This is a genomic window from Limimaricola cinnabarinus, from assembly GCF_002723615.1.
GTDB lineage: Bacteria > Pseudomonadota > Alphaproteobacteria > Rhodobacterales > Rhodobacteraceae > Limimaricola > Limimaricola cinnabarinus_B.
Map to the genome: position 1 here is coordinate 37772 of NZ_KZ304969.1, position 17975 is coordinate 55746.

Below are 17975 nucleotides of genomic sequence, written 5' to 3' on the forward strand. Positions count from 1 at the left end.
TAAGCTTCGCCTAAGCCGCGCCGCCCGCATGATGCGTGGGGGGCGCGCCGAGAGGCGCGTCAGGCGGTGCCGTCGCCCTCGAAGGTCTGGTTCATCGACACCGAGGGCTGCGCGCAGCCCGCCTCGCCGACGATGCGCGCAGGCACCCCCGCCACCGTCTTGCAGGCGGGAATGTCGGTCAGCACCACCGACCCGGCGGCGATGCGGCTGCAATCGCCGATGCGTATATTGCCCAGGACCTTCGCGCCCGCGCCGATCAGCACGCCGTTGCCGATCTTGGGGTGGCGGTCCTGCTCTTCCTTGCCGGTGCCGCCAAGCGTCACGGAATGCAGCATGGAGACGTTGTCGCCCACCACCGCCGTCTCGCCGATCACCACCGAATGGGCATGGTCGATCATCACCCCCCGCCCGATCCGGGCCGCCGGGTGGATGTCGACGCCAAAGGTCTCGGAAACGCGCATTTGCACGAAATAGGCCAGATCGATCCGCTCCTCCTCCCACAGCCAATGGCCGAGCCGGTAGGCCTGGATCGCCTGGTAGCCCTTGAAATACATCAAGGGCTGGAGAAAGCGGTGGCAGGCCGGGTCGCGCTCATAGGTCGCCACCAGATCGGCGCGGGCCGAGGCCACGAGCTCGGGCTCGGCGGCATAGGCGCCATCGATGATCTCGCGCAGGATCTGCGCCTGCATCTCGTCGGAGGCGAGCTTGAGCGACATGCGGTAGGCCAGCGCGCTGGCAAAGCTGCGGTGATGCAGCACGCCCGAATGAATCGCCCCGCCCATCAAGGGTTCGGCGGCGATGGCGTCCTGCGCCTCGCTGCGAATACGGCTCCAGACCGGGTCGATCTCGGCCAGCTGCGCCTGTGGTGTCGCCATCGCCATGGCCTCCTGATCCCGCGTCGCCTGTCTGCCCAAGATAGGGCCTCATGGCCCAGATCAAAGCCCGGGCGATCCGTCAAGAGCGTCGAGCAGCTGCCGCAGCGCCGCCCGCGCCTCCGGGCCGAGCGATGGCGGCAGCGGCGCGCGCGGATAGCGCAGCGCCGCCGCCATGAGCGAGCCGTCGCCCCAAAGCGGATGGGCGCGGCCCTGCCGCTTGCGCCACGCATCCGCCACGCGCGCCTCGGCCACGATCCGTGCCGCCAGCCCGGCGCGCGCCCCGGGCGGCACGGCCAGCAGCGCGGCCACGCCCCGGTCGAGACAGCCCGGCAGGATCGGCCTCATGCGCCGATCTCTCTCGCGACCGTGATCGCGGCGAAGGGCCCCGGCCCGAAGGCGTCCGAGATCTGCGCCACCTGCAGCACCAGATCCCCCGCCGCCCCGTCGGCCACCTGCGCGGCGGCGGTGTAGACAAAGGCGGGTCTCTCCACCTCGACCTCGCGCAGCACGACGCCACCATCGAGAATCCGCAGCAGATAGGCCTCGCGCCCCTCGCCCAGCGGCACCTCGCGCCCCTCCCAGCCATCTCCGCCGTGCCGCGCCCGCCTGATCCATGTGATCTCCAGATCGCCGCCCGCCGCGCGCGCGGCGAGATGCGCGGGCGCATGGGGCCTGAGCCCGATGCCTGCAAAGGCGCGCGCCTCGTGCCGCCAGCTCGGATCGGTCAGCGGCCGGCGGGCCGGGCCATAGCGGTAATGCCGCTCCAGCCCCCGCGCCGCCTCCGGCAGCTCGATCTGCCGCGGCACACCGTCGAGCAGGACGACGCGGCTGCCGATGGGCCAGAGATCCGGCATCACCCCGTCCGTGCCCGCCTGCCCCCGAAGCCGCATGGACAGATCATAGACGCCGGGCGCGACCGGCTCGGCGGTTCGGAACTGGAACACCTCCCAATGGTCGCTCGTCCCGTCGCCGATGGCGCAAAGATTGGCGCCGGACAGGATCGCCGCCTCGCTGGCCGAGCCGAGCTGCCCCTGCGCCAGCCGCACCCGAAGCGCCGGGCCGCGATCCCACACCGCGCTCGGCGCCGCCGTCATCGCGGTCAGGCTCGTGCCGATGGTGGCGGGCAGCGATTGGACGAGGTTGAGCCGGTGATCGGCATCCTCCACGCCCGAGACCAGCGCCACGCCCCCCGGCCATGGCCGCGCCGTGGCGGCGAAATGCGGCGCGTGTGGAACCTCCTCGCCGGTCAGCAGCGGCAGGTCGAGAAACACCCCCTCGACCGGGGCGGGCGGGATATATGCCCCCGGCGAGACGGCTTCGGCCTCGGCAGGTTGCGGCAGGTAGAGGCCCGGCGCGGTGCGCACCGCCTCGACCTGCGCGTGGCGCGTCCGCTCCACCCGGTCGATGCGCCAGTTGCCGCCCGGCTCGCCCATGATCTCGACCACGTCGCCCGCGCCCAGCGGATGGGCCGAGGGCGGCAGCGCGAAGGCCGCGGTCTCGCGCGCCAGCCGCATCTCCGCCAGCCAGCGCGCGGCCATCGCCTGCGCCTCGGACCGGGTCAGCGCCATGGGCAGCTCCGCCGCCTCGACATGTATCCCCGCGCGCCCCGGCAGCGCCGCCTCGACGCTGCCCGCCTCTCCCGTGCCGCCCGCCTCGACATAGCCCAGACGCACCCGGTCGGGCAGCGCGCTCGCGCCATCGCGCGCGATCTCGGTTCCGGGCGTCTCGGGCGAGACGCGGACGAAATCTTCGGGGTCGAGCAGCGCATCGGCCCGCCCGTCGCGGCTGCGAAACACCAGACTGCCGCCCCGCTCCACCGCGTCGAAGCCATGCGCCAGCATCAGGGGCTGCAACAGCGCCCGCGCGCTCTGCGCCCCTTGGGCGACATAGCCGCGCACGAGGCCGAAGAGCCGCGAGGTGTCGATGTCGCTCACCCCCGCCTCGGCGCAGATCTCGGCCACGACGGAGGCGAGATCGCGATGCGCCGTGCGCCCGGTGATCCAGTGCCCGCGCGCCCAGTTCGCGCCGTCGGACCAGACCTCCGACAGCCCCGGAAACCACGGGTAGGGCCGCAGGTCCCAGGCCCAGACCAGCATCCGATCCGTGTCGAGCATCGGGCTGCCATAGATCTTCGAGACCGGGTTGGCCCCGGGTGCCGCGAAATGCCGGTGCATGGCGCGCAGATACTGCATCTGGATCAGCTCGTCGCGGTGGCCGCGCGAATGGTAGGGCAGCGAGGATTCCGTGGATTTCGGATCGAGGAACTTGTTGGGCTGGTTGGTGCCCCGGTCCACGGCGGCGCAGCCCAGCTCGGTGAAGCGGATGGGCTTCGAGCCGGGCTGCCACGCGGTGGGCTCGGCTTGCCGCACGCCGCCCAAACGCTCGTGATGCGGATTGCCCCACCAGCCCTTGAGATCCTTGTAGCGCCAGACCCAGGGCTCGCCGTCGCCATCGGTGATCGGCGTGCGGATCTGGGCGGCGCGCGCCTCGGGCGAATGGTAGAACCAGTCATACCCCTCGCCCCCCGCGACATTGCCCGCGAGATAGTCGAGATCGTAGATCGAGCGGTGATCGCGCGCGTCGAGATGGTCATGGCCGTCGCGCCAGTCCGAGAGCGGCATGTAATTGTCGATGCCGATGAAATCGATGTTCGGGTCGGCCCAGAGCGGGTCGAGGTGAAACCGCTTCGTCGCACCGCCCGGCTGGTGGCCGTGATATTCGGTCCAATCGGCGGCGTAGGAGAGCTTCACCTGTGGCCCGAGGATGCCGCGCACCTCCTGAGCCAGATCGCGCAGCGCGGCGACGGCGGGGTAGCTGTCATGCGCGCCCCGGATCGTGGTGAGCGCCACCAGTTCGGAATTGATGCAGAAGGCCTCCACACCCCCCGCCATGGCGCAAAGATGCGCCTGATGCAGCACGAAGCGGCGCAGGCCCCAATCCTCCGCGCCCGCATAGACCGGCCCATCCGGCGTGATGGTGAAATCCTCCGCCTTCGCCGCGCCGAAGAAGGCCGCGACCTCGGCCTCGGCCTGCGCCGTGCGATCGCTCGTCCCGCTCTGCCCCGGCGCGATGGCGGTGGTGATCCGCCCGCGCCATGGCAGCGCCGCCTGCTCGGCTCCGCCATACGGGTCGGGCAGGCCGTTGCCCGCGAGCTGATCCATCAGGATGAAGGGGTAACAGGTCACCTCCAGCCCCCGCGCCGTCATCGCGCGGATCGCCTCGATCACCGACCGGTCCGAAGGCGTGCCGCCGTAAACCGGGCGATCCTCGATCCGCGGCACCTCCATCGCCTCGCCCCGGCCCAGCCCCGAGACGCGCCACGCCATCTCCTCGCCGTCGCTCTGGCGCTGCTCGACCTTGGGCCGGATGCGGCACTGTCCTGCGCGCAGATCATCGCCGAACCACGACACCACGAGAGAGGCGGCGCGGCAGCGCGGCAGCTCCTCGACCAGATCGTCTAGCGCGGCCTCGGCGTCGCTTGGGCCGGACGGCCCGTGCAGGTTGGCGGGGGCGCGCTCGGCAAAGCCCGCCGCCTTGTGCACCGGCGCGCGCGCCAGGGCGTATTCGCCCGTGCCCGGGATCACCGCGACACCGCGCAGCAGCCGCGCGATGTCCCCGGCGCGGGCGGGATCGTCGATATCGGCGGGGTGCAGCACCTCGAAGGACAGCTGCGGCACGCGGTTGCCGAAGCGCGAAAGATCGAGGTCCTCGATCACCACATAGGCCAGCCCGCGATAGGCCGGGGCGCGGCCGATGCCGAGCGCGGCCTCGACCTTCGGGTCGGGCAACTGGTCCTCGCGCCCCTCATAGAGCCGCCACGCGATCTCGTCGCGCCCCAGCTCGACCCCGTCGGCCCAGATCCGCGCCACCCGCGTCACCGGCCCCTCGCACAGCCCCACGGCGAGGCTCACCGCATAGGAGAACTCGGTCACCTCCGGGCGGGGCGCGCCCTTGCCGCCGCCCGACGTGGCGCGGCGCTCCTCGAAATCCGAGGCCCAGATCACCTGCCCGCCGATCCGCATCCGCCCCCAGAGCTTCGCGATCGGCGCGCCCTCGCCCGCGCCGGTGAGGCGAAAGCGATCGACGCGCCCCGTCTCGACCGGATCGGCCCCCGGCCCCAGGAGCCGCGCGTCGATGGCCCGGCCCAGCGTCGCCCCCGTCGCGCGGCCCCAGACCGCGCCGGACAGGCCCAGAAGGCTGCCGCCGACGCTGCCGCCCAGCGCCATGCCAGCGGCTCCGAACATGATGGTCGCCATCAGCCGATCCTTTCCGTCAATGCGAAACACGCGGCGATGCGCCGCGCCCATGGCGGCGTCAGCGGGCTTTCGACCACGCCGTGCCGCTCATAGGCATGGATGAAGCTCGGCCCCGCTTCCCGCAGGGCCAGAAGCCCGAGATGGCGCGCCGGGGCCCCCGCGTGCAGCCGAAACAGCAAAAGATCGCCCGGCACGGCCTGCGCCAGGCCGATCTCGCGCAGATGCCGCGCCGCCGCGTCGCGCAGGATCTCGCCGCCGCGCACCTCGTGCCGCGGATAGGCGGGGACAGGCTCGGGCTCGGCCCCCGCGAGCGCGATCCAGACGCCGCGCACCAGCCCGAGGCAATCGCAGCCCGCGCCGCGCCGCGCGGCCCCGTGGAGATAGGGCGTGCCGATCCAGCCGCGCGCCTCGGTCACGATGCGGCTCATGCGCCCCCCGAGCGCGGCACCGCCATCAGCCAGTCGCTTCCCGGCAGGTCGGGAAAGCCGCGGAAATTTAGGAAGTTGTCGAATTTCAGCCGGCAGGTTTCGGCCCGCTTGTCGCAGCCCGCGACAAGCCGCAGCCGCGTGCCCGGCGCGAGCGTGGCGGCAAGGGGCCGCCACAGCTCGACGATGCGCGCACCCGCCTCCTGCCGGTCCTCTCGGATCGGCGCGAGGAGCCCGGCCCCCGGCCCCTCCAGAACCTCGACATGGCCATGGGCGAACCAGCCCTGCGCCGGACCCTCGGCCCAGTCGAAGCGCAGCCTCGCGCCATCGGCAAAACCGAGGCTGCGCTCGACCGAGACGCCCGGCTGCGCGGTATCGACGCCGCAGCGCGCATCGCCCAGAACCGCGTCGCAGCGCGGCTGGTAGACCCGGCCGAGCGGCCGGTTCAGCGCATCCGACAGCCCGCGCAGCTCGGCGCGAAACACCGTGCCGTCGCGGCGGATCTCGCCCAGATGCCCGCGAAACTCCAGCGCGCGCTCCTCGGGGTCGGCCCAGTTCACCCGCCAGACGCGCAGCTCCGCGCCATCGAGCCGCCCTTGCGCGATCTCGGCCTCGCTCACGCCCGCATCCGAAATCGCGCCCAGCGCCTCGCCCGTATCGGCGGCGAGCCCCGCGCCCTGCACCAGCGCGCTCGCGCTCATGCCGGTCTCTGGGCGAAACGCGATGCCCTCGAAGGCCAGCGGGCGGTCGTGATCGGTGAAGCCGCGCACCAGCCCGTCGGCGCGGCTCAGCGCCCAGGCGCGGCACAGCGTCGTCACCCCGCCTTGCAGATGCGCCTCGAGCCCGCTCATGCCCGGATCTCCACCACCGGGATCTCGGGCAGCGTCCCCGCCTCGAACCCCGCGACCGAGCCGATGAGCGTCTCGGTGTCGAAGCGCGCGGGCACGTCGAATTCGAACCCCGCGGTGACGAGCGCCCCGACCGGGGGGGCCACGTCGAAGCGCAGGACCCCCGTGGCGTGATCCACGACGACGCCCGCGCCCTCCGCCACCGGATCGCCATCGACCGCGATGCGCAGGCTGCCCGGCACGGGCCGCGTGATCGGGCGCAGATAGGGATGCGCGTCCTCGCCATAGCGCTTGACCAGCTGGAAGGCGGTGGTCTCGCCATCGCCGAGGCCGACCTGCTGATCGAGCGCGTCGATGGGGCGGCCGGGCGGGGCCGAGCGCCAGTCGAGCCAGTCCTTCCAGCGAAAACCGTAAAGCGGCCCGCGCCGCGCCTCGAAGAAGGCCAGCACCGCCTGCACGTCCTCGATCGCGCGCAGGCCCAGCCCCGCATCATAGCGCCGCCGGGCATGGGCCCAGGGCGTGTTGCGCTCCTCGTGACCATTGGCGAGGGTGACGATATCGGTGCGCCGCTCCGGCCCGCCCGAAGCGCCGAAGCTCAGCGCCACGGGAAACTGCACGTCGTGGAATGCCTGCGCGGATGCCATGTCTCTCTCCCTCACCTGTCGCGGCGGCCGCGATCGACGGCGCGCGCGATCTGCGCCGCCACCTGCCCGCGCGAGCGCCTGAAGCCTTCGACATCGGGCGTGGTGATGTTGACCGTCACCCGCGCCCCGCCGCCACCGCCGCCCGCGGCGACGCCGAGCCGCCCGTCGGGCCCGCGCTGAAGCGGCAGGATCGCCTCGGGGCCCGCCTCGCCCATCAGCCCCGCGCCGCCGCGCATCGGAAAGGCCACCGGCCCCGAGACCACGCCGCCGCCCGAGAAGACGCCGCCCCGCGCGAAGGGCATCAGCCCCGAGACGAGGCCGTTCACGCCCTGGGCCATGAGCCCGCCGAGCCCGTCGGTCACCGGGCGCATCGCCTTGTCATAGACGGTGGAGGACATCGCCCCCGCCAGCCCCCTGAGCGCCGCGCCGGGCGATGCGCCCTCGAACAATACGCCGTCGATGGCGCGGCGCAGCCCGCCCGAAAAGCCGCGCTCCAGCCTGCCCAGATCGCGCGTCGTCTCCGCCAGCCCGGCGCGCATCCGCGCCAGCTCGCGCGAGAAGCTGTCGGCCATGCTGCCGGTGTCCTCCATAGCGCGTTCCAGCGCCTCGAACTCGTCCTCGGTCATGCTTTCTCCTCATCCGGGTAGTCGCGGCACAGCGCCTCGAAGCGCGCGCGCCCCATCGGTGCGGGGGCCATCGGGCCGAGCATCAGCCGCAGCTCGGCGGGCGTCAGCGCCCAGAACTCGCACGGCCTGAGCCCCAGCCCGCCGATCCCGGCGCGCATCATCGCCGCCCAGTCGAGCCGCATCACGCAAGCTCGCCGAAGGCGCGCGCCACCAGAAGCGCCGCGAGCCGCGCCGCCTCGACCGGGCCGCCCTCGATCTCGGCGGCCACGAGGTCGGCGGCCCGGCCCGGCCAGCCGCCGCCCCGAAGCCCCGCGACGATCAGCGCCATGACGTCGCGCGCCGAAACCGCGCCGCCCTCCAGCCGGGCCAGCAGGGCTGCGATGCTGTCGCAGCCCAGACCCTCCTCAAGCTCGGCCAGGGCGCCCAGCGTCAGCTTCATGACGCGCGGATGCCCGTCGAGCACCAGCGCCACCTCACCGGCCAGGGGGTTGGCCATCAGAGCGCCGCCTCGAAGCGCAGCGGCCCGGCCGAGACCAGCGCGATCTCGAAGCTGGCCTCGTTGTCATGGTTGCCCGCATAGTCGATCGAGGCGATCTGGAAGGCGCCGGTCATGGTGCCGAAATCCGGGATCACCACCTGGAACTCCGGCGTCTCGCCGTCGAAGAAGATCTGCCGCGCGCGGGCGTCGGTATCCGCGTCGCGAAACACGCCCGCGCCCGATATGGCGGCGCTGCGCACGCCCGCGCCGCCCAGCACCTCGCGCCAGCCCGCGCTGCCCAGATGGGTCACGTCGATGCTCTGGGCATTGAGCGACAGCCGCGTCGCGCGCAGCCCCGCCATGGTCTCGAACAGCCCGTCGCCGGTCATGTCGATCTTGAGCAGGAGATCCCTGCCGTTCTGAGCCGCCATTGCTGCGCCCTCCTTGATGATGTTCAGACGTCCTCGCTCAGCGCGCGGAACACGAGATCCACCCGCCGCGCATCGCCGCTGCCCGTCCGCCGCGCCCGCGCGCGCGCGAACCACAGCCCCACCAGCCGCCCGCGCGACAAGGCGGGCGGCGGGCCCGACAGCGCGTCCGAGATCGCCGCCGCCGCCTGCTTGGCGGCGCGAAACCCGGCCGCGTCGCTGACCACGCTCACCGTGAATTCATGCGCCGCCCCCGCCGCCGTGCCGCTCGAGGCGTCGCGCGCCTTTTCCGCGCCCAGCACCGCGTAGAGCGGCGGCAGCGGGCCCGCGGGCAGCGCGTCGTAGATCGCCGCGCCCAGAAGCTCGGTGAGCGGCGCATGCGCGGTCAGGCGGGCATAGATCGCCGCCTGCAGCGCCTCGGCCATCGCATAGCTCATCGCGCCACCTCCTCCTCGGCCTCGCAGACGAGGTATCGCCCCTCGGCATCGAGCTCGCGCACCGCGCGGATCGCGTAGATCCGCCCGCCCTCGCGCAGCCGCTGCTCGGGCGCGGGGCGCATCGTCGATCCCTGCGGCGCGGCGCGGATGGTGATGCGCAAGAGCACCCGGCTCAGCGCCGCGCCCAGACCGTCGAGATCGCGCCCCGAGCGCGCCTCCACCCGCGCCCAGAGCGTGCCCAGCGCGGTCCAGCCCTGCACGAAGCCGCCCGCGCCGTCGGGCGCGCGCAGCGGCGCTTCGAGCACAAGCGCCCGGTTCAGCCGCACCGGCCTCATGCTCCGCGCCCCGACAGCCGCAGGCTGCGGAACCGCTCGGTCAGCGCGGTGACGCCGAAGGGCATGCAGCCCGGGCCCAGCGCGGTGTCGTGGCGGTATTCGTGGTAATGCGCGGCCAGCATCATCGTCGCCTGCGCCAGATCGGCGGGGATGTCGGCCCAGTTCGGGCCGAAGCCCGCCTCGAAGCCGATCCGCGCGATCCCGCCCGCCGGGATCGCGGGCAGCGCGACCGAGAGCGCCTCGATCGCGGGCCGCGCGTCATCGGCCACGGCGCGCCAGCGCCCGGTGGGCACCGGGCTGGTCACGCCCTGCGCGTCGCGCGTCTCGAACGCCGTCACCGCCCGCAGCGGCGCCACGGGGAGCGGCTGGCGCAGCCCGTCGCGCCAGCGCGCGAGCTCCAGCGCGAAGCCGCGCGCCAGGAGCACCTTGCCGGTGCGCGCCTCGATCGCCGCGATGGCGGCGCGCAGGAAGCCCGCCAGCACCGCGTCCTGCAACCCGTCCTCGGCAAAGCCGGTGCCGAGCCGCAGATGCGCGCGAAAGCCCTCGATGGGCAGGGCCGTCTCCGGCACGGCCCCCGTCTCGATCAGTCTCATCACCCGTCCTTTCGCACTCGCGAGCCAAGGGCCGGGCCGCCCCTCATGGCGGCCCGGCGCCGCACCAGGCGATGCCGAACTTCAGAAGCTTGATCGCCGCGAAATCGCTCACCGCGCCGCCGACGCGCTTGGTCGCGTAGAAGATCACATGCGGCTTGGCCGAGAACGGATCGCGCAGCACCCGCAGGTCGGGCCGCTCGGCGATGGTGTAGCCCGCCTCGAAATTGCCGAAGGCCAGCGCGCAGGCATCGGTGCCGATGTCGGGCATGTCCTCGGCGATCAGCACCGGGTAGCCCAGCAGCCGCGCGGGCTCCCCCGCCGACAGGCCGTCGGTCCACAGGAAGCGGCCATCGGCGTCCTTGAGCTTGCGCAAGGCGCCCGCGGTGCGCGAGTTCATCACGAAGCGCGCGCCCGCGCGGTAGGGCGCGCCGAGCCGGTAGACGAGCTCGATCAGCGCATCCACCGGGGCGGCGGGATCGAAGCCGCCATCGGTGCCGGTGGCGACGTAGCCGAGGCTGCCCCAGGACCAGCCGTCATCATCGACCTGCGGATAGCTCAGGATGCCGGTGGGCTTGTCGACGCCGTCACCCGAGACGAAGGCCGCGGCCTCGGAGCGGGCGAAGGTGTCGGCGATGCGCCCCGCGAGCCAGCCCTCGATGTCGAAGGCGCTGTCGTCGAGCAGGCGCTGGCTCGCCTTGGGCAGCGCCGAAAGCTCGTGCAGCGGGATGCTGATCCGGTCGATCTGTGGCGTGCCGGTCTCGGTCCGCGCCGCCGTCTCGCCGGCCCAGCCGGCGCCCGGCTCGGCATGGTCGATCAGCACGTCGTAGGAGCCCGCATCGACCGCCACCACGCTGGCCACGGCGCGCAGAGAGGCGGTGGAGCCCAGCACGCCGCGCACCCGCTCGGCGGTCTGCGGATCGACGAGGTAGCCGCCATCGGCGGCGACGGTCGTGCTCATCGCCTTGCCTTCGAGCCCGAGGCCGCGCAGCCCCTCATCCTCGCCCGAGCGCAGATAGGCGCCGAAGGCGGCGCGGTGCGGCTGGCCCTCGGCCTTGGCTTCGAGGGCGGGGCGCGCGGCGCGCGCGGTCTTGCGGTCCAGTCTGGTCATCCGGTCGTCCTGTGCCTTGAGTTTCGTGCGGATCTCGGCCGAAAACCGGCCCAGCTCGTCCATCAGCCCGCCGATCTCGCGGCCAAGCTCGTCATCGTCACGCATCGCGTTCCCCCTCGTTGCCTCTCAGCATTGCCCGCGCCGCGCGCAGCCGCGCGATCAGCGCATCCTCGTGCTTGGCCCCGACCCGCGCCTCGCGCAGCATCGGAAAGGTCACCAGCGACACCTCCCAAAGCTCCAGCTCGGCGAGGCTGCGGCCCCCGTCCCGCTTCGTCGCGCGCCGGGTGCGGTAGCCGATCGACAGCCCGTCGATCGCCCCCGCCGCCACCAGCGCCGCCGCCTCCCGGCCCTGCGCCACCTCCGTCAGGATGCGGCCCCTGACCCACAGCCCGGTCGCGTCCTCGCGCACCTCGTCCCAGACGCCGATCGGGCGCGACGGGTCGTGCTGCCACAGCATCCGCACCCGCCCCCCCGCGCCCGTCAGCCGGTCGAGCGAGGCGGCATAGGCCCCCGGCTCGACCACGTCGCCGCCCTGGTCGGCCTTGCCGAAAAGCGAGGCATAGCCCGAGATCACCGCGCCCTCCCCGATCTCCAGCGGCCCGGCCCCCTCCGTGCCGCCCGCGCAGAACTTGCGTTCCAGCTCCATCATCCTCTCCCTCAAAGCCCCACGATCCCTTGCGCCGCCTGCGCGCCGATGGCCGCGACGACGCCGTAGACGGCGAGCCAGAGCCGGCGCTCCAGCCGCTCCATCACCGCCTCGATCCGCTCCAGCGTTGCCGCGACTTGCGCGAATTGCAGCGCCACCAGCCGCTCATGCGCCTCGACCCGCATCCCCGGCGCGCAGGCAAAGCCCGGATCGCGCGGATCATCCATCGGAGCCGACCTCTCGCGCCGGAAGGCCCAGGAGCGCCCGCTTTTCCGCATCGGTGAGAAACAAGGCCTCCGAGACGCGCCGCCACTGGCCGTCGCGCTCGGCGGCGAGTGCAGGGACCTGATCGAGATCGACGCGAAGCTCGAACCGCTCCTCCGCGAAATCCGACAGCCATTCGGCCAGGGCCCCCGCGATCCGCGCCATCAAGGGCAGCACGGTCAGCCGGTAGAAGGCGCGGTTCGCCTCCTGGTAATTGGCATAGGTCGCGTCGCCCGGTATCCCGAGGATCATCGGCGGCACGCCGAAGGCCACCGCGATCTCCCGCGCCGCCGCCTCCTTGGTCTTCTGGAACTCCATGTCCGAGGGGCTGAACCCCATCGGCTTCCAGTCGAGCCCGCCTTCGAGCAGCATCGGGCGGCCGGCGTTGCGCGCGCCCTGGTGTTGGCTCTCCATCTCCTCGACCAGCCGGTCGTACTGGTCCGGCGTCAGCCCCGCCTGCCCGTCCGCGCCGCGATAGACGATCGCGCCCGAGGGGCGCGCGGCGTTGTCCAGAAGCGCCTTGGACCAGGCGGAGGCGGCGTTGTGCACGTCGATCGCCGTGGCCGCCGCCGACAGGGCAGACAGGCCGTAATGGTCGTCCTGCGGGTGAAAGCTCTTGATATGGCAGACGGGCGAGATGCCGTCCGCGACCGTGAAGCGATGCCTGGCACCGCCCGCGGCGTAGTCATAGGCGACCGGCCAGCCATCGGCCCCCGGCACCAGCGAAACCCGGTCCGAGCGCAGCACATGCAGCTCGCAAGGCAGCGCTTCGGTGCCGACCGCCTCGACATAGCCATTGCCGGTCAGCAGGATCTGCCCGACCAGCGCCTCGATCAGCTCGGCCCGCCCCTGGCCGGGGTTGGGCCGGGCCAGAAGCGACAGTGCGGGGTGCGCGTCATAGCGGCGGCCCCGGTCCTGAAGCATCAGGGGCAGCGCCGCCGCCGCCTCGGAAATGAGCCGCACCGCGCGAAAGCCCACCGGGTTGCCGACGAAACCCGCGCGGGTGAGCGAAACCGTGTCGCGCGCGCTCCAGGCCGGCCGCCCCGCGCCGGGCCAGGCAAGGCACCGCCCCGCCGCAGAGGCCTTGGCCTCGGGTGCCCCCTTGTCGCGCTTGAAGAACTCGAACATCGCCGCCCCCCGCTGGTCGTCTCATGGCTTGGGGCAGAGAATGGCAGGCCGGGATTGGGAAAGCCGGAACGCGGCGCGCGGTGGTCCGGGGGGCCGCGCAACACCGGCATGGGAGGGGGCTGCCGCCCCCGCCGCGTGCCGCGGCCCCCCGCGCGTATTTGCAGAAAGATGAACAAGGTCAGAGCATCCGAAGACGCGGGCGGCGCCAGCCCTGCGCCGGTACGATCATCAGCTCGTGCAGCGCCCAGACCAGCGCATCGACCCGGTCGGGCGAGCTAGAGCCGAGAAAGCCGCGCGCCGTCATCTGCGCCATCTGGTCCTCCAGCGCGCCGAGGCCCCGCAGGTGATGCACGCGCCCCTGCTCGTAGAGCGCCGCCACCGGCTCGGCCCGAAGCCCCTTCGAGCGCCCGGCATGAAGCGGTTTGAACGGCACCATCGGGTCCACCTGCCGCACCACCGTCTCGACCAGCGCGCCGCCCTGGTTGACCTCGGCCACCATCCGCTCGGCCCCGTGCCGCGCCATCGCGGCGCAGGCCGCGCGCGCCCAGCCCTGCGGCGAGGCCCCCTCGACCGTCGCATCCTCCAGCACGAAGGCGCGCCAGTCCTGCGGCGGGCCTTGCGTCATTGCCCCCGCCACCACGATGCCGCAGGCATCCGAGCCGGCATGCGCGCTTACCGATGGATCGACGGCGACGACGATGCGGTCGAGATCGGGGGCCGCGTCGACCGCGCAATCCGCCAGCATGGCCGCGGTCCACAGCGCGCCCTCGGCATCCGAGAGCAGCACGCCTTCGAGCTCCTGCCGCCCCTGACGCGTGCCCGCGTAGCGGCGCTGCATCTCGTCGAGAAAGCCGCGCGCGAGATTGGCGGCGTTGGCTTGCGTCGCCGCATGGGTGGTCACCGTGCTGTCAGAAGCCAGAAGCTCGCGCAGCACGGCCGTGTTGCGCGGCGTCGTCGTCACGCAGGCGCGCGGATCGCCTAAGCGCAGGCCGAATTGCAGCATGTCCCAGGCCTCGGCCCCGCGCTTCCACTTGGCCAGCTCGTCGGCCCAGGCCGCGTCGAATTGCGGGCCGCGCAACGCCTCGTGATCATGCGCAGAAAAGAGCTGCGCGGTGGCGCCGTTGGGCCATGTCAGCATCCGCCGCGTCGCGCTCCAGTCGGGGCGGCGGTCGGGCGGCGAACAGGCCATGAGCCCGCTTTCGCCGAACACCATCACCTCGCGCGCCTGATCGAGCGTCTCGCCCACCAGCGCCACGCGCCGCGCGCGCCCCGGGTCACCGGGCCGCGCACCCTCGACCTGCGCGCGCACCCATTCGGCCCCGGCGCGGGTCTTGCCCGCGCCGCGCCCGCCAAGGATCACCCATGTCCGCCAATCGCCCGCGGGGGCAAGCTGATGCGGCAGCGCCCAGAGGTCGAACATCCAGGGCAGCGCCGAAAGCTCGGCCTTGGAGAGCGCGGCGAGGAACTCATCCCTCGCGGCAGCAGGCGCGCAGGCGATCCAGCCGGCAAGCGATCCGTCGCCGCGCGGCCTCGATGTCGATCTCGCCATCGGCGAGCCCGCCGGTCTGCTTTCCGAGCCAGTCATTGAACTTCCTCTCCACCTCGAACGCCGTCTTCAGAGCGGCCTCCAACTCGCTGATCTTCTTTTGCAAATCCTTCGGCGCCCCGACCTCCGAACGCAGATCCTCCAGCATGTCGGCCAATGTCGACCGCACCGAGGACAGAAGATGCCACGCATCCTCCCACTCCTTGCGGCGCGCCGCCGCCTGCGCCCCGTCGGGGCCCGTCACCTCGTCCATAAGCTTGCCTGCCTCCATCTTCGAAGCTGGCGTCACGGCACGAAAAAGGCGGCCCCGGATCTCTCCGGGGCCGCCTTGCGCATCTCTGCCAGCTTGCTCTTGACCTTACGTCAAACAGCGCGCCCTGTCAATCCGGGCCGTGTGAGGAACGCCATACAAGCGTCCGTTCCGTTTACGAAAACTTAGTTTCCGGCGGCGCGCTCCGCCTCGATCTCGCGCCACTTGGCGACGTTGCGGTTGTGCTCGGCGAGCGTCTGGGCAAAGGCATGGCCGCCCGTGCCGTCGGCCACGAAGAAGATGTAATCGGTCGAAGCCGGGTTGAGCGCCGCCTCGATCGCGGCGCGGCCGGGATTGGCGATCGGCGTCGGCGGCAGGCCGTTGATCACATAGGTGTTCCAAGGCGTTTCGCGGTCCAGCTCGCTGCGGCGCAGGCCCCGGCCGAGCACGCCTTTCCCCTCGGTGATGCCATAGATCACCGTCGGGTCGGTCTGCAGCGGCATGCCCTGCCGCAGGCGGTTGACGAAGACGCTCGCCACCTGCGGACGCTCGGCGGCAACGCCGGTTTCCTTCTCGACGATCGAGGCGAGGATCAGCGCCTCCTCGGGGGTGTCGAGCGGCAGGTCGCCCGCCCGGTTCTCCCAGGCCTCGGCGAGGATCGCCGATTGCGCGGCTTCCATCCGCTCCAATACCTGCGCGACCTGCGTGCCCGGCGTGATCTCGTAGCTGTCGGGCGCGAGGCTGCCCTCGGCCGGGATCTCCTCGACATCGCCGTCGAGCGTGTCGAGCGCGTTGAGCGCCTGCGTCACCTGCCAGGAGGTGACGCCCTCGGCCACGGCGATGCGGTAGCGGGTGTCGGCCCGCTCGCGCATCTCGGTATATTCGCCCGGCAGCTCCACGGCTTCGGCGGTCGGGTCGAACTCGACCAGTTCGACATAGTCCGAGGTCGCGGGGTCGAGCTCGCGCACTTCCGCCGCGACGGCGTTGACGCCGATCCGGTAGAGGATCTCGGTGCCGCAGGTCGAGGCGCCGCCGCGGGTGACGATGTCGACGATGCGCTCCATCGAGGCGCGCTCGGGGATCAGGTGGCTGCCCGCCTTGAGCTGGCTCGTCTTGTCGGCGTATTCGGCACCGATCCGAAAGATCGAATCCGAGCCGATCGCGCCCTTCTCGGCAAGCCGCTGGCTCACGGCGCGAAAATTGGTCCCCGGCTCGACCTGCAGGCAGATCGCGGTCTCAAGCGGTCCCTCGCCCGAATATTCGTTGACCCCCCAGGCGATCACCCCCGCCGCACCGGCGAGGCCGACGATCAGGAAGGTGATCGTGTTCGAGGCGAGGTGACGCCACATCAGGAGGCGACCTTTCCGAAGACGACGCTCGCATTGGTGCCGCCGAAGCCGAAGCTGTTGGACAGCGCGATGTTGATCTCGCGCTCGCGCTTGTGGTTCGGGGCGAGGTCGACCACGGTCTCGACCGCCGGATCGTCGAGATTGATGGTCGGCGGCGCGACCTGATCGCGGATCGCGAGGATCGAGAAGATCGCCTCGATCGCGCCCGCGGCCCCCAGAAGATGCCCGGTCATCGACTTGGTCGAGGACATGGTGACCTTTTTCGCGGCCTCGCCCATCATCCGCTCCACAGCGCCAAGCTCGATCGTGTCGGCCATGGTCGAGGTGCCATGCGCATTGATGTAGTCGATCTGGGTCGGATCGACCTTCGCATCCTTGAGCGCGGCAAGCATCGCCCGCTCGCCGCCCTCGCCATTCTCGGAGGGCGCGGTGATGTGATAGGCGTCGCCCGAAAGGCCGTAGCCCAGCACCTCGGCATAGATCTTGGCGCCGCGCGCCTTGGCGTGCTCGTAATCCTCGAGCACGACGATGCCCGCGCCCTCGCCCATGACGAAACCGTCGCGGTCGGCGTCATAGGGGCGGCTCGCGGCAGCCGGGTCGTCGCGCCGCTTGGTCGAGAGCGCCTTGCAGGCGTTGAAGCCGGCAATGCCGATCTCGGAGATCGCGGCCTCGGCCCCGCCCGCGATCATCACGTCGGCGGCGCCGTACTTGATGAGACGCGCGGCGTCGCCGATCGCATGCGCGCCCGTGGAGCAGGCGGTGACGACCGAATGGTTCGGCCCCTTGAAGCCGTAGCGGATCGAGACCTGTCCCGAGATCAGGTTGATCAGCGCGCCGGGAATGAAGAAGGGCGAAACGCGGCGCGGGCCCTTTTCCTTGATCAGGAGCGCCGTCTCGGCGATCGAGTTGAGCCCGCCGATGCCGGAGCCGATCATCACGCCGGTGCGCTCGCGGCCCTCGTCATCCTGCGGAGCCCAGCCCGAATCCTCGACCGCCTGCTGCGCGGCGGCGATGCCGTAGAGGATGAAGTCGTCGACCTTCCTCTGCTCTTTCGGCTCCATGTAGGCATTGGCGTCGAACCGGACCGCCGGATCGGCATCGGCGCCGCGCGGCACCTCGCAGGCATAATTCGTCGCCAAATGATCGGCGTCGAAGCGGGTGATGGTCCCCGCGCCGGATTTGCCCGCCAGGATCGCCTCCCAGCTCGGCTCGACCTTGTCGGCCAGCGGCGTCACCAGCCCCAGCCCCGTCACGACCACTCGCCGCATCTGACCATCCTCTTCGCAATAACTCGCGCCCTGATACCGCAGGGCTCCGCGCGGGAGCAAGAGCGCGACGCGGCGGAATCGTGCCATGCGGGGCGTGGCGGCGAGTTAACGCGGAATTCAGCCCTCCCGGAGCATGACAGTGGGCAAAGGAGAGCCGTCATGCGCCTGTGGTTCGTGTTGTTGCTGATCGCCCTGGCCGCGCCGCTGCGCGCCGAGCCCGCCTGCGAGACGATCGTGACGCTGGAGCGGCTGGTCTCGCAGGGCGCCGCCGGGGATCTGGGCGGCCTCGCGCGCGCGCTGCGCCGCACCGACAGCGCGCGCGTGATGTGGGAGCTGCGCGGCCATCCGCTCGCCGCCCAGCGGCGCGACATCGACGCCGTGCTGTCGCGGGCCGCCGAGGCCGTCGCGCTCGACCGCAGCGAGGGGGCCGTGGCGGCGCGGGCGCATCTCGACAGCCGGGCCGCGCGCCGC

Annotated in this window: 22 protein-coding genes; 1 reads left to right on the forward strand and 21 read right to left on the reverse strand. The window is 72.0% G+C overall.

The genetic code is table 11. The features are described from left to right. Window positions 1–59 precede the first annotated feature (59 nt). From cysE to fabF, 21 genes are all read right to left on the reverse strand, one after another. Window positions 60–875, reverse strand: a complete 816-nt coding sequence (cysE, locus tag CJ301_RS14800; protein WP_099278176.1) for a serine O-acetyltransferase — start codon at window positions 873–875, stop codon at window positions 60–62. A 60-nt stretch (window positions 876–935) separates the two neighbouring features. Next, a complete protein-coding gene (locus CJ301_RS14805; RefSeq protein WP_099278156.1) occupies window positions 936–1220 on the reverse strand; it encodes a DUF7742 family protein in 285 nt (94 codons plus the stop codon). Then, complete coding sequence (locus CJ301_RS14810) at window positions 1217–5131, reverse strand: baseplate multidomain protein megatron (RefSeq protein ID WP_099278157.1); 3915 nt, start codon at window positions 5129–5131, stop codon at window positions 1217–1219. Before CJ301_RS14810 ends, CJ301_RS14805 begins: the two co-directional genes overlap by 4 nt. Continuing rightward, on the reverse strand, window positions 5131–5559 hold the full coding sequence (locus CJ301_RS14815) for an NlpC/P60 family protein (protein ID WP_099278158.1): 429 nt from the start codon (window positions 5557–5559) through the stop codon (window positions 5131–5133). The genes CJ301_RS14810 and CJ301_RS14815 overlap by 1 nt, the downstream gene beginning before the upstream one ends. After that, window positions 5556–6407, reverse strand: a complete 852-nt coding sequence (locus tag CJ301_RS14820) for a DUF2163 domain-containing protein (RefSeq protein WP_099278159.1) — start codon at window positions 6405–6407, stop codon at window positions 5556–5558. Before CJ301_RS14820 ends, CJ301_RS14815 begins: the two co-directional genes overlap by 4 nt. Further along, window positions 6404–7048 (reverse strand): DUF2460 domain-containing protein, encoded by a 645-nt coding sequence (locus CJ301_RS14825; RefSeq protein WP_099278160.1) that lies wholly within the window; start codon window positions 7046–7048, stop codon window positions 6404–6406. Before CJ301_RS14825 ends, CJ301_RS14820 begins: the two co-directional genes overlap by 4 nt. Window positions 7049–7059: 11 nt before the next feature. Beyond that, the gene (locus tag CJ301_RS14830) at window positions 7060–7674 is read right to left on the reverse strand and encodes a phage tail tape measure protein (RefSeq protein ID WP_099278161.1); all 615 of its coding nucleotides are present in this window, start codon (window positions 7672–7674) and stop codon (window positions 7060–7062) included. Next, a complete protein-coding gene (locus CJ301_RS14835) occupies window positions 7671–7856 on the reverse strand; it encodes a rcc01693 family protein (protein WP_099278162.1) in 186 nt (61 codons plus the stop codon). Before CJ301_RS14835 ends, CJ301_RS14830 begins: the two co-directional genes overlap by 4 nt. After that, the gene (locus tag CJ301_RS14840; protein ID WP_099278163.1) at window positions 7856–8170 is read right to left on the reverse strand and encodes a gene transfer agent family protein; all 315 of its coding nucleotides are present in this window, start codon (window positions 8168–8170) and stop codon (window positions 7856–7858) included. The genes CJ301_RS14835 and CJ301_RS14840 overlap by 1 nt, the downstream gene beginning before the upstream one ends. Beyond that, on the reverse strand, window positions 8170–8583 hold the full coding sequence (locus CJ301_RS14845; RefSeq protein ID WP_099278164.1) for a phage major tail protein, TP901-1 family: 414 nt from the start codon (window positions 8581–8583) through the stop codon (window positions 8170–8172). The genes CJ301_RS14840 and CJ301_RS14845 overlap by 1 nt, the downstream gene beginning before the upstream one ends. A 23-nt stretch (window positions 8584–8606) precedes the next feature. Next, a complete protein-coding gene (locus CJ301_RS14850) occupies window positions 8607–9017 on the reverse strand; it encodes a DUF3168 domain-containing protein (RefSeq protein ID WP_099278165.1) in 411 nt (136 codons plus the stop codon). Next, window positions 9014–9352: a head-tail adaptor protein gene (locus CJ301_RS14855; RefSeq protein ID WP_110522085.1), complete on the reverse strand. Its 339-nt coding sequence runs from the start codon at window positions 9350–9352 to the stop codon at window positions 9014–9016. The genes CJ301_RS14850 and CJ301_RS14855 overlap by 4 nt, the downstream gene beginning before the upstream one ends. Beyond that, window positions 9349–9945, reverse strand: coding sequence for a head-tail connector protein (locus CJ301_RS14860; protein ID WP_099278166.1), 597 nt, complete (start codon window positions 9943–9945; stop codon window positions 9349–9351). Before CJ301_RS14860 ends, CJ301_RS14855 begins: the two co-directional genes overlap by 4 nt. Before the next feature lie 43 nt (window positions 9946–9988). Next, window positions 9989–11158, reverse strand: a complete 1170-nt coding sequence (locus CJ301_RS14865) for a phage major capsid protein (RefSeq protein ID WP_099278167.1) — start codon at window positions 11156–11158, stop codon at window positions 9989–9991. Then, entirely contained in the window at window positions 11151–11699 is a 549-nt protein-coding gene (locus CJ301_RS14870; RefSeq protein WP_099278168.1) for an HK97 family phage prohead protease, read from the reverse strand. Before CJ301_RS14870 ends, CJ301_RS14865 begins: the two co-directional genes overlap by 8 nt. An 11-nt stretch (window positions 11700–11710) precedes the next feature. Further along, window positions 11711–11926: a GTA head formation protein, RCAP_rcc01685 family gene (locus CJ301_RS14875; protein ID WP_099278169.1), complete on the reverse strand. Its 216-nt coding sequence runs from the start codon at window positions 11924–11926 to the stop codon at window positions 11711–11713. After that, the gene (locus CJ301_RS14880; RefSeq protein ID WP_099278170.1) at window positions 11919–13091 is read right to left on the reverse strand and encodes a phage portal protein; all 1173 of its coding nucleotides are present in this window, start codon (window positions 13089–13091) and stop codon (window positions 11919–11921) included. The genes CJ301_RS14875 and CJ301_RS14880 overlap by 8 nt, the downstream gene beginning before the upstream one ends. Before the next feature lie 178 nt (window positions 13092–13269). After that, window positions 13270–14640, reverse strand: a complete 1371-nt coding sequence (locus CJ301_RS14885) for a DNA-packaging protein (RefSeq protein ID WP_173812373.1) — start codon at window positions 14638–14640, stop codon at window positions 13270–13272. Further along, the gene (locus tag CJ301_RS14890) at window positions 14558–14890 is read right to left on the reverse strand and encodes a hypothetical protein (protein WP_099278172.1); all 333 of its coding nucleotides are present in this window, start codon (window positions 14888–14890) and stop codon (window positions 14558–14560) included. The genes CJ301_RS14885 and CJ301_RS14890 overlap by 83 nt, the downstream gene beginning before the upstream one ends. A gap of 182 nt (window positions 14891–15072) precedes the next feature. After that, window positions 15073–16236 carry an endolytic transglycosylase MltG gene (gene mltG, locus CJ301_RS14895; RefSeq protein ID WP_099278173.1) on the reverse strand — a complete coding sequence of 388 codons (1164 nt, stop codon included), beginning with the start codon at window positions 16234–16236 and terminating at the stop codon, window positions 15073–15075. Next, window positions 16236–17504 (reverse strand): beta-ketoacyl-ACP synthase II, encoded by a 1269-nt coding sequence (gene fabF / locus CJ301_RS14900; RefSeq protein WP_099278174.1) that lies wholly within the window; start codon window positions 17502–17504, stop codon window positions 16236–16238. Before fabF ends, mltG begins: the two co-directional genes overlap by 1 nt. A gap of 159 nt (window positions 17505–17663) precedes the next feature. On the opposite strand from fabF, the gene CJ301_RS14905 reads away from it, so the two are divergent. Further along, the coding region (locus CJ301_RS14905) for a hypothetical protein (protein ID WP_162620554.1) at window positions 17664–17975 on the forward strand (312 nt) is incomplete at its 3' end.

What these genes read in the sequence shown, in the direction of transcription:
- cysE (WP_099278176.1), bottom strand. Translation starts at nt 875, where the DNA reads ATGGCGACACCACAGGCGCAGCTGGCCGAGATCGACCCGGTCTGGAGC.
- CJ301_RS14805 (WP_099278156.1), bottom strand. Translation starts at nt 1,220, where the DNA reads ATGAGGCCGATCCTGCCGGGCTGTCTCGACCGGGGCGTGGCCGCGCTG.
- CJ301_RS14810 (WP_099278157.1), bottom strand. Translation starts at nt 5,131, where the DNA reads ATGGCGACCATCATGTTCGGAGCCGCTGGCATGGCGCTGGGCGGCAGC.
- CJ301_RS14815 (WP_099278158.1), bottom strand. Translation starts at nt 5,559, where the DNA reads ATGAGCCGCATCGTGACCGAGGCGCGCGGCTGGATCGGCACGCCCTAT.
- CJ301_RS14820 (WP_099278159.1), bottom strand. Translation starts at nt 6,407, where the DNA reads ATGAGCGGGCTCGAGGCGCATCTGCAAGGCGGGGTGACGACGCTGTGC.
- CJ301_RS14825 (WP_099278160.1), bottom strand. Translation starts at nt 7,048, where the DNA reads ATGGCATCCGCGCAGGCATTCCACGACGTGCAGTTTCCCGTGGCGCTG.
- CJ301_RS14830 (WP_099278161.1), bottom strand. Translation starts at nt 7,674, where the DNA reads ATGACCGAGGACGAGTTCGAGGCGCTGGAACGCGCTATGGAGGACACC.
- CJ301_RS14835 (WP_099278162.1), bottom strand. Translation starts at nt 7,856, where the DNA reads ATGCGGCTCGACTGGGCGGCGATGATGCGCGCCGGGATCGGCGGGCTG.
- CJ301_RS14840 (WP_099278163.1), bottom strand. Translation starts at nt 8,170, where the DNA reads ATGGCCAACCCCCTGGCCGGTGAGGTGGCGCTGGTGCTCGACGGGCAT.
- CJ301_RS14845 (WP_099278164.1), bottom strand. Translation starts at nt 8,583, where the DNA reads ATGGCGGCTCAGAACGGCAGGGATCTCCTGCTCAAGATCGACATGACC.
- CJ301_RS14850 (WP_099278165.1), bottom strand. Translation starts at nt 9,017, where the DNA reads ATGAGCTATGCGATGGCCGAGGCGCTGCAGGCGGCGATCTATGCCCGC.
- CJ301_RS14855 (WP_110522085.1), bottom strand. Translation starts at nt 9,352, where the DNA reads ATGAGGCCGGTGCGGCTGAACCGGGCGCTTGTGCTCGAAGCGCCGCTG.
- CJ301_RS14860 (WP_099278166.1), bottom strand. Translation starts at nt 9,945, where the DNA reads ATGAGACTGATCGAGACGGGGGCCGTGCCGGAGACGGCCCTGCCCATC.
- CJ301_RS14865 (WP_099278167.1), bottom strand. Translation starts at nt 11,158, where the DNA reads ATGCGTGACGATGACGAGCTTGGCCGCGAGATCGGCGGGCTGATGGAC.
- CJ301_RS14870 (WP_099278168.1), bottom strand. Translation starts at nt 11,699, where the DNA reads ATGGAGCTGGAACGCAAGTTCTGCGCGGGCGGCACGGAGGGGGCCGGG.
- CJ301_RS14875 (WP_099278169.1), bottom strand. Translation starts at nt 11,926, where the DNA reads ATGGATGATCCGCGCGATCCGGGCTTTGCCTGCGCGCCGGGGATGCGG.
- CJ301_RS14880 (WP_099278170.1), bottom strand. Translation starts at nt 13,091, where the DNA reads ATGTTCGAGTTCTTCAAGCGCGACAAGGGGGCACCCGAGGCCAAGGCC.
- CJ301_RS14885 (WP_173812373.1), bottom strand. Translation starts at nt 14,640, where the DNA reads ATGGCGAGATCGACATCGAGGCCGCGCGGCGACGGATCGCTTGCCGGC.
- CJ301_RS14890 (WP_099278172.1), bottom strand. Translation starts at nt 14,890, where the DNA reads ATGGACGAGGTGACGGGCCCCGACGGGGCGCAGGCGGCGGCGCGCCGC.
- mltG (WP_099278173.1), bottom strand. Translation starts at nt 16,236, where the DNA reads ATGTGGCGTCACCTCGCCTCGAACACGATCACCTTCCTGATCGTCGGC.
- fabF (WP_099278174.1), bottom strand. Translation starts at nt 17,504, where the DNA reads ATGCGGCGAGTGGTCGTGACGGGGCTGGGGCTGGTGACGCCGCTGGCC.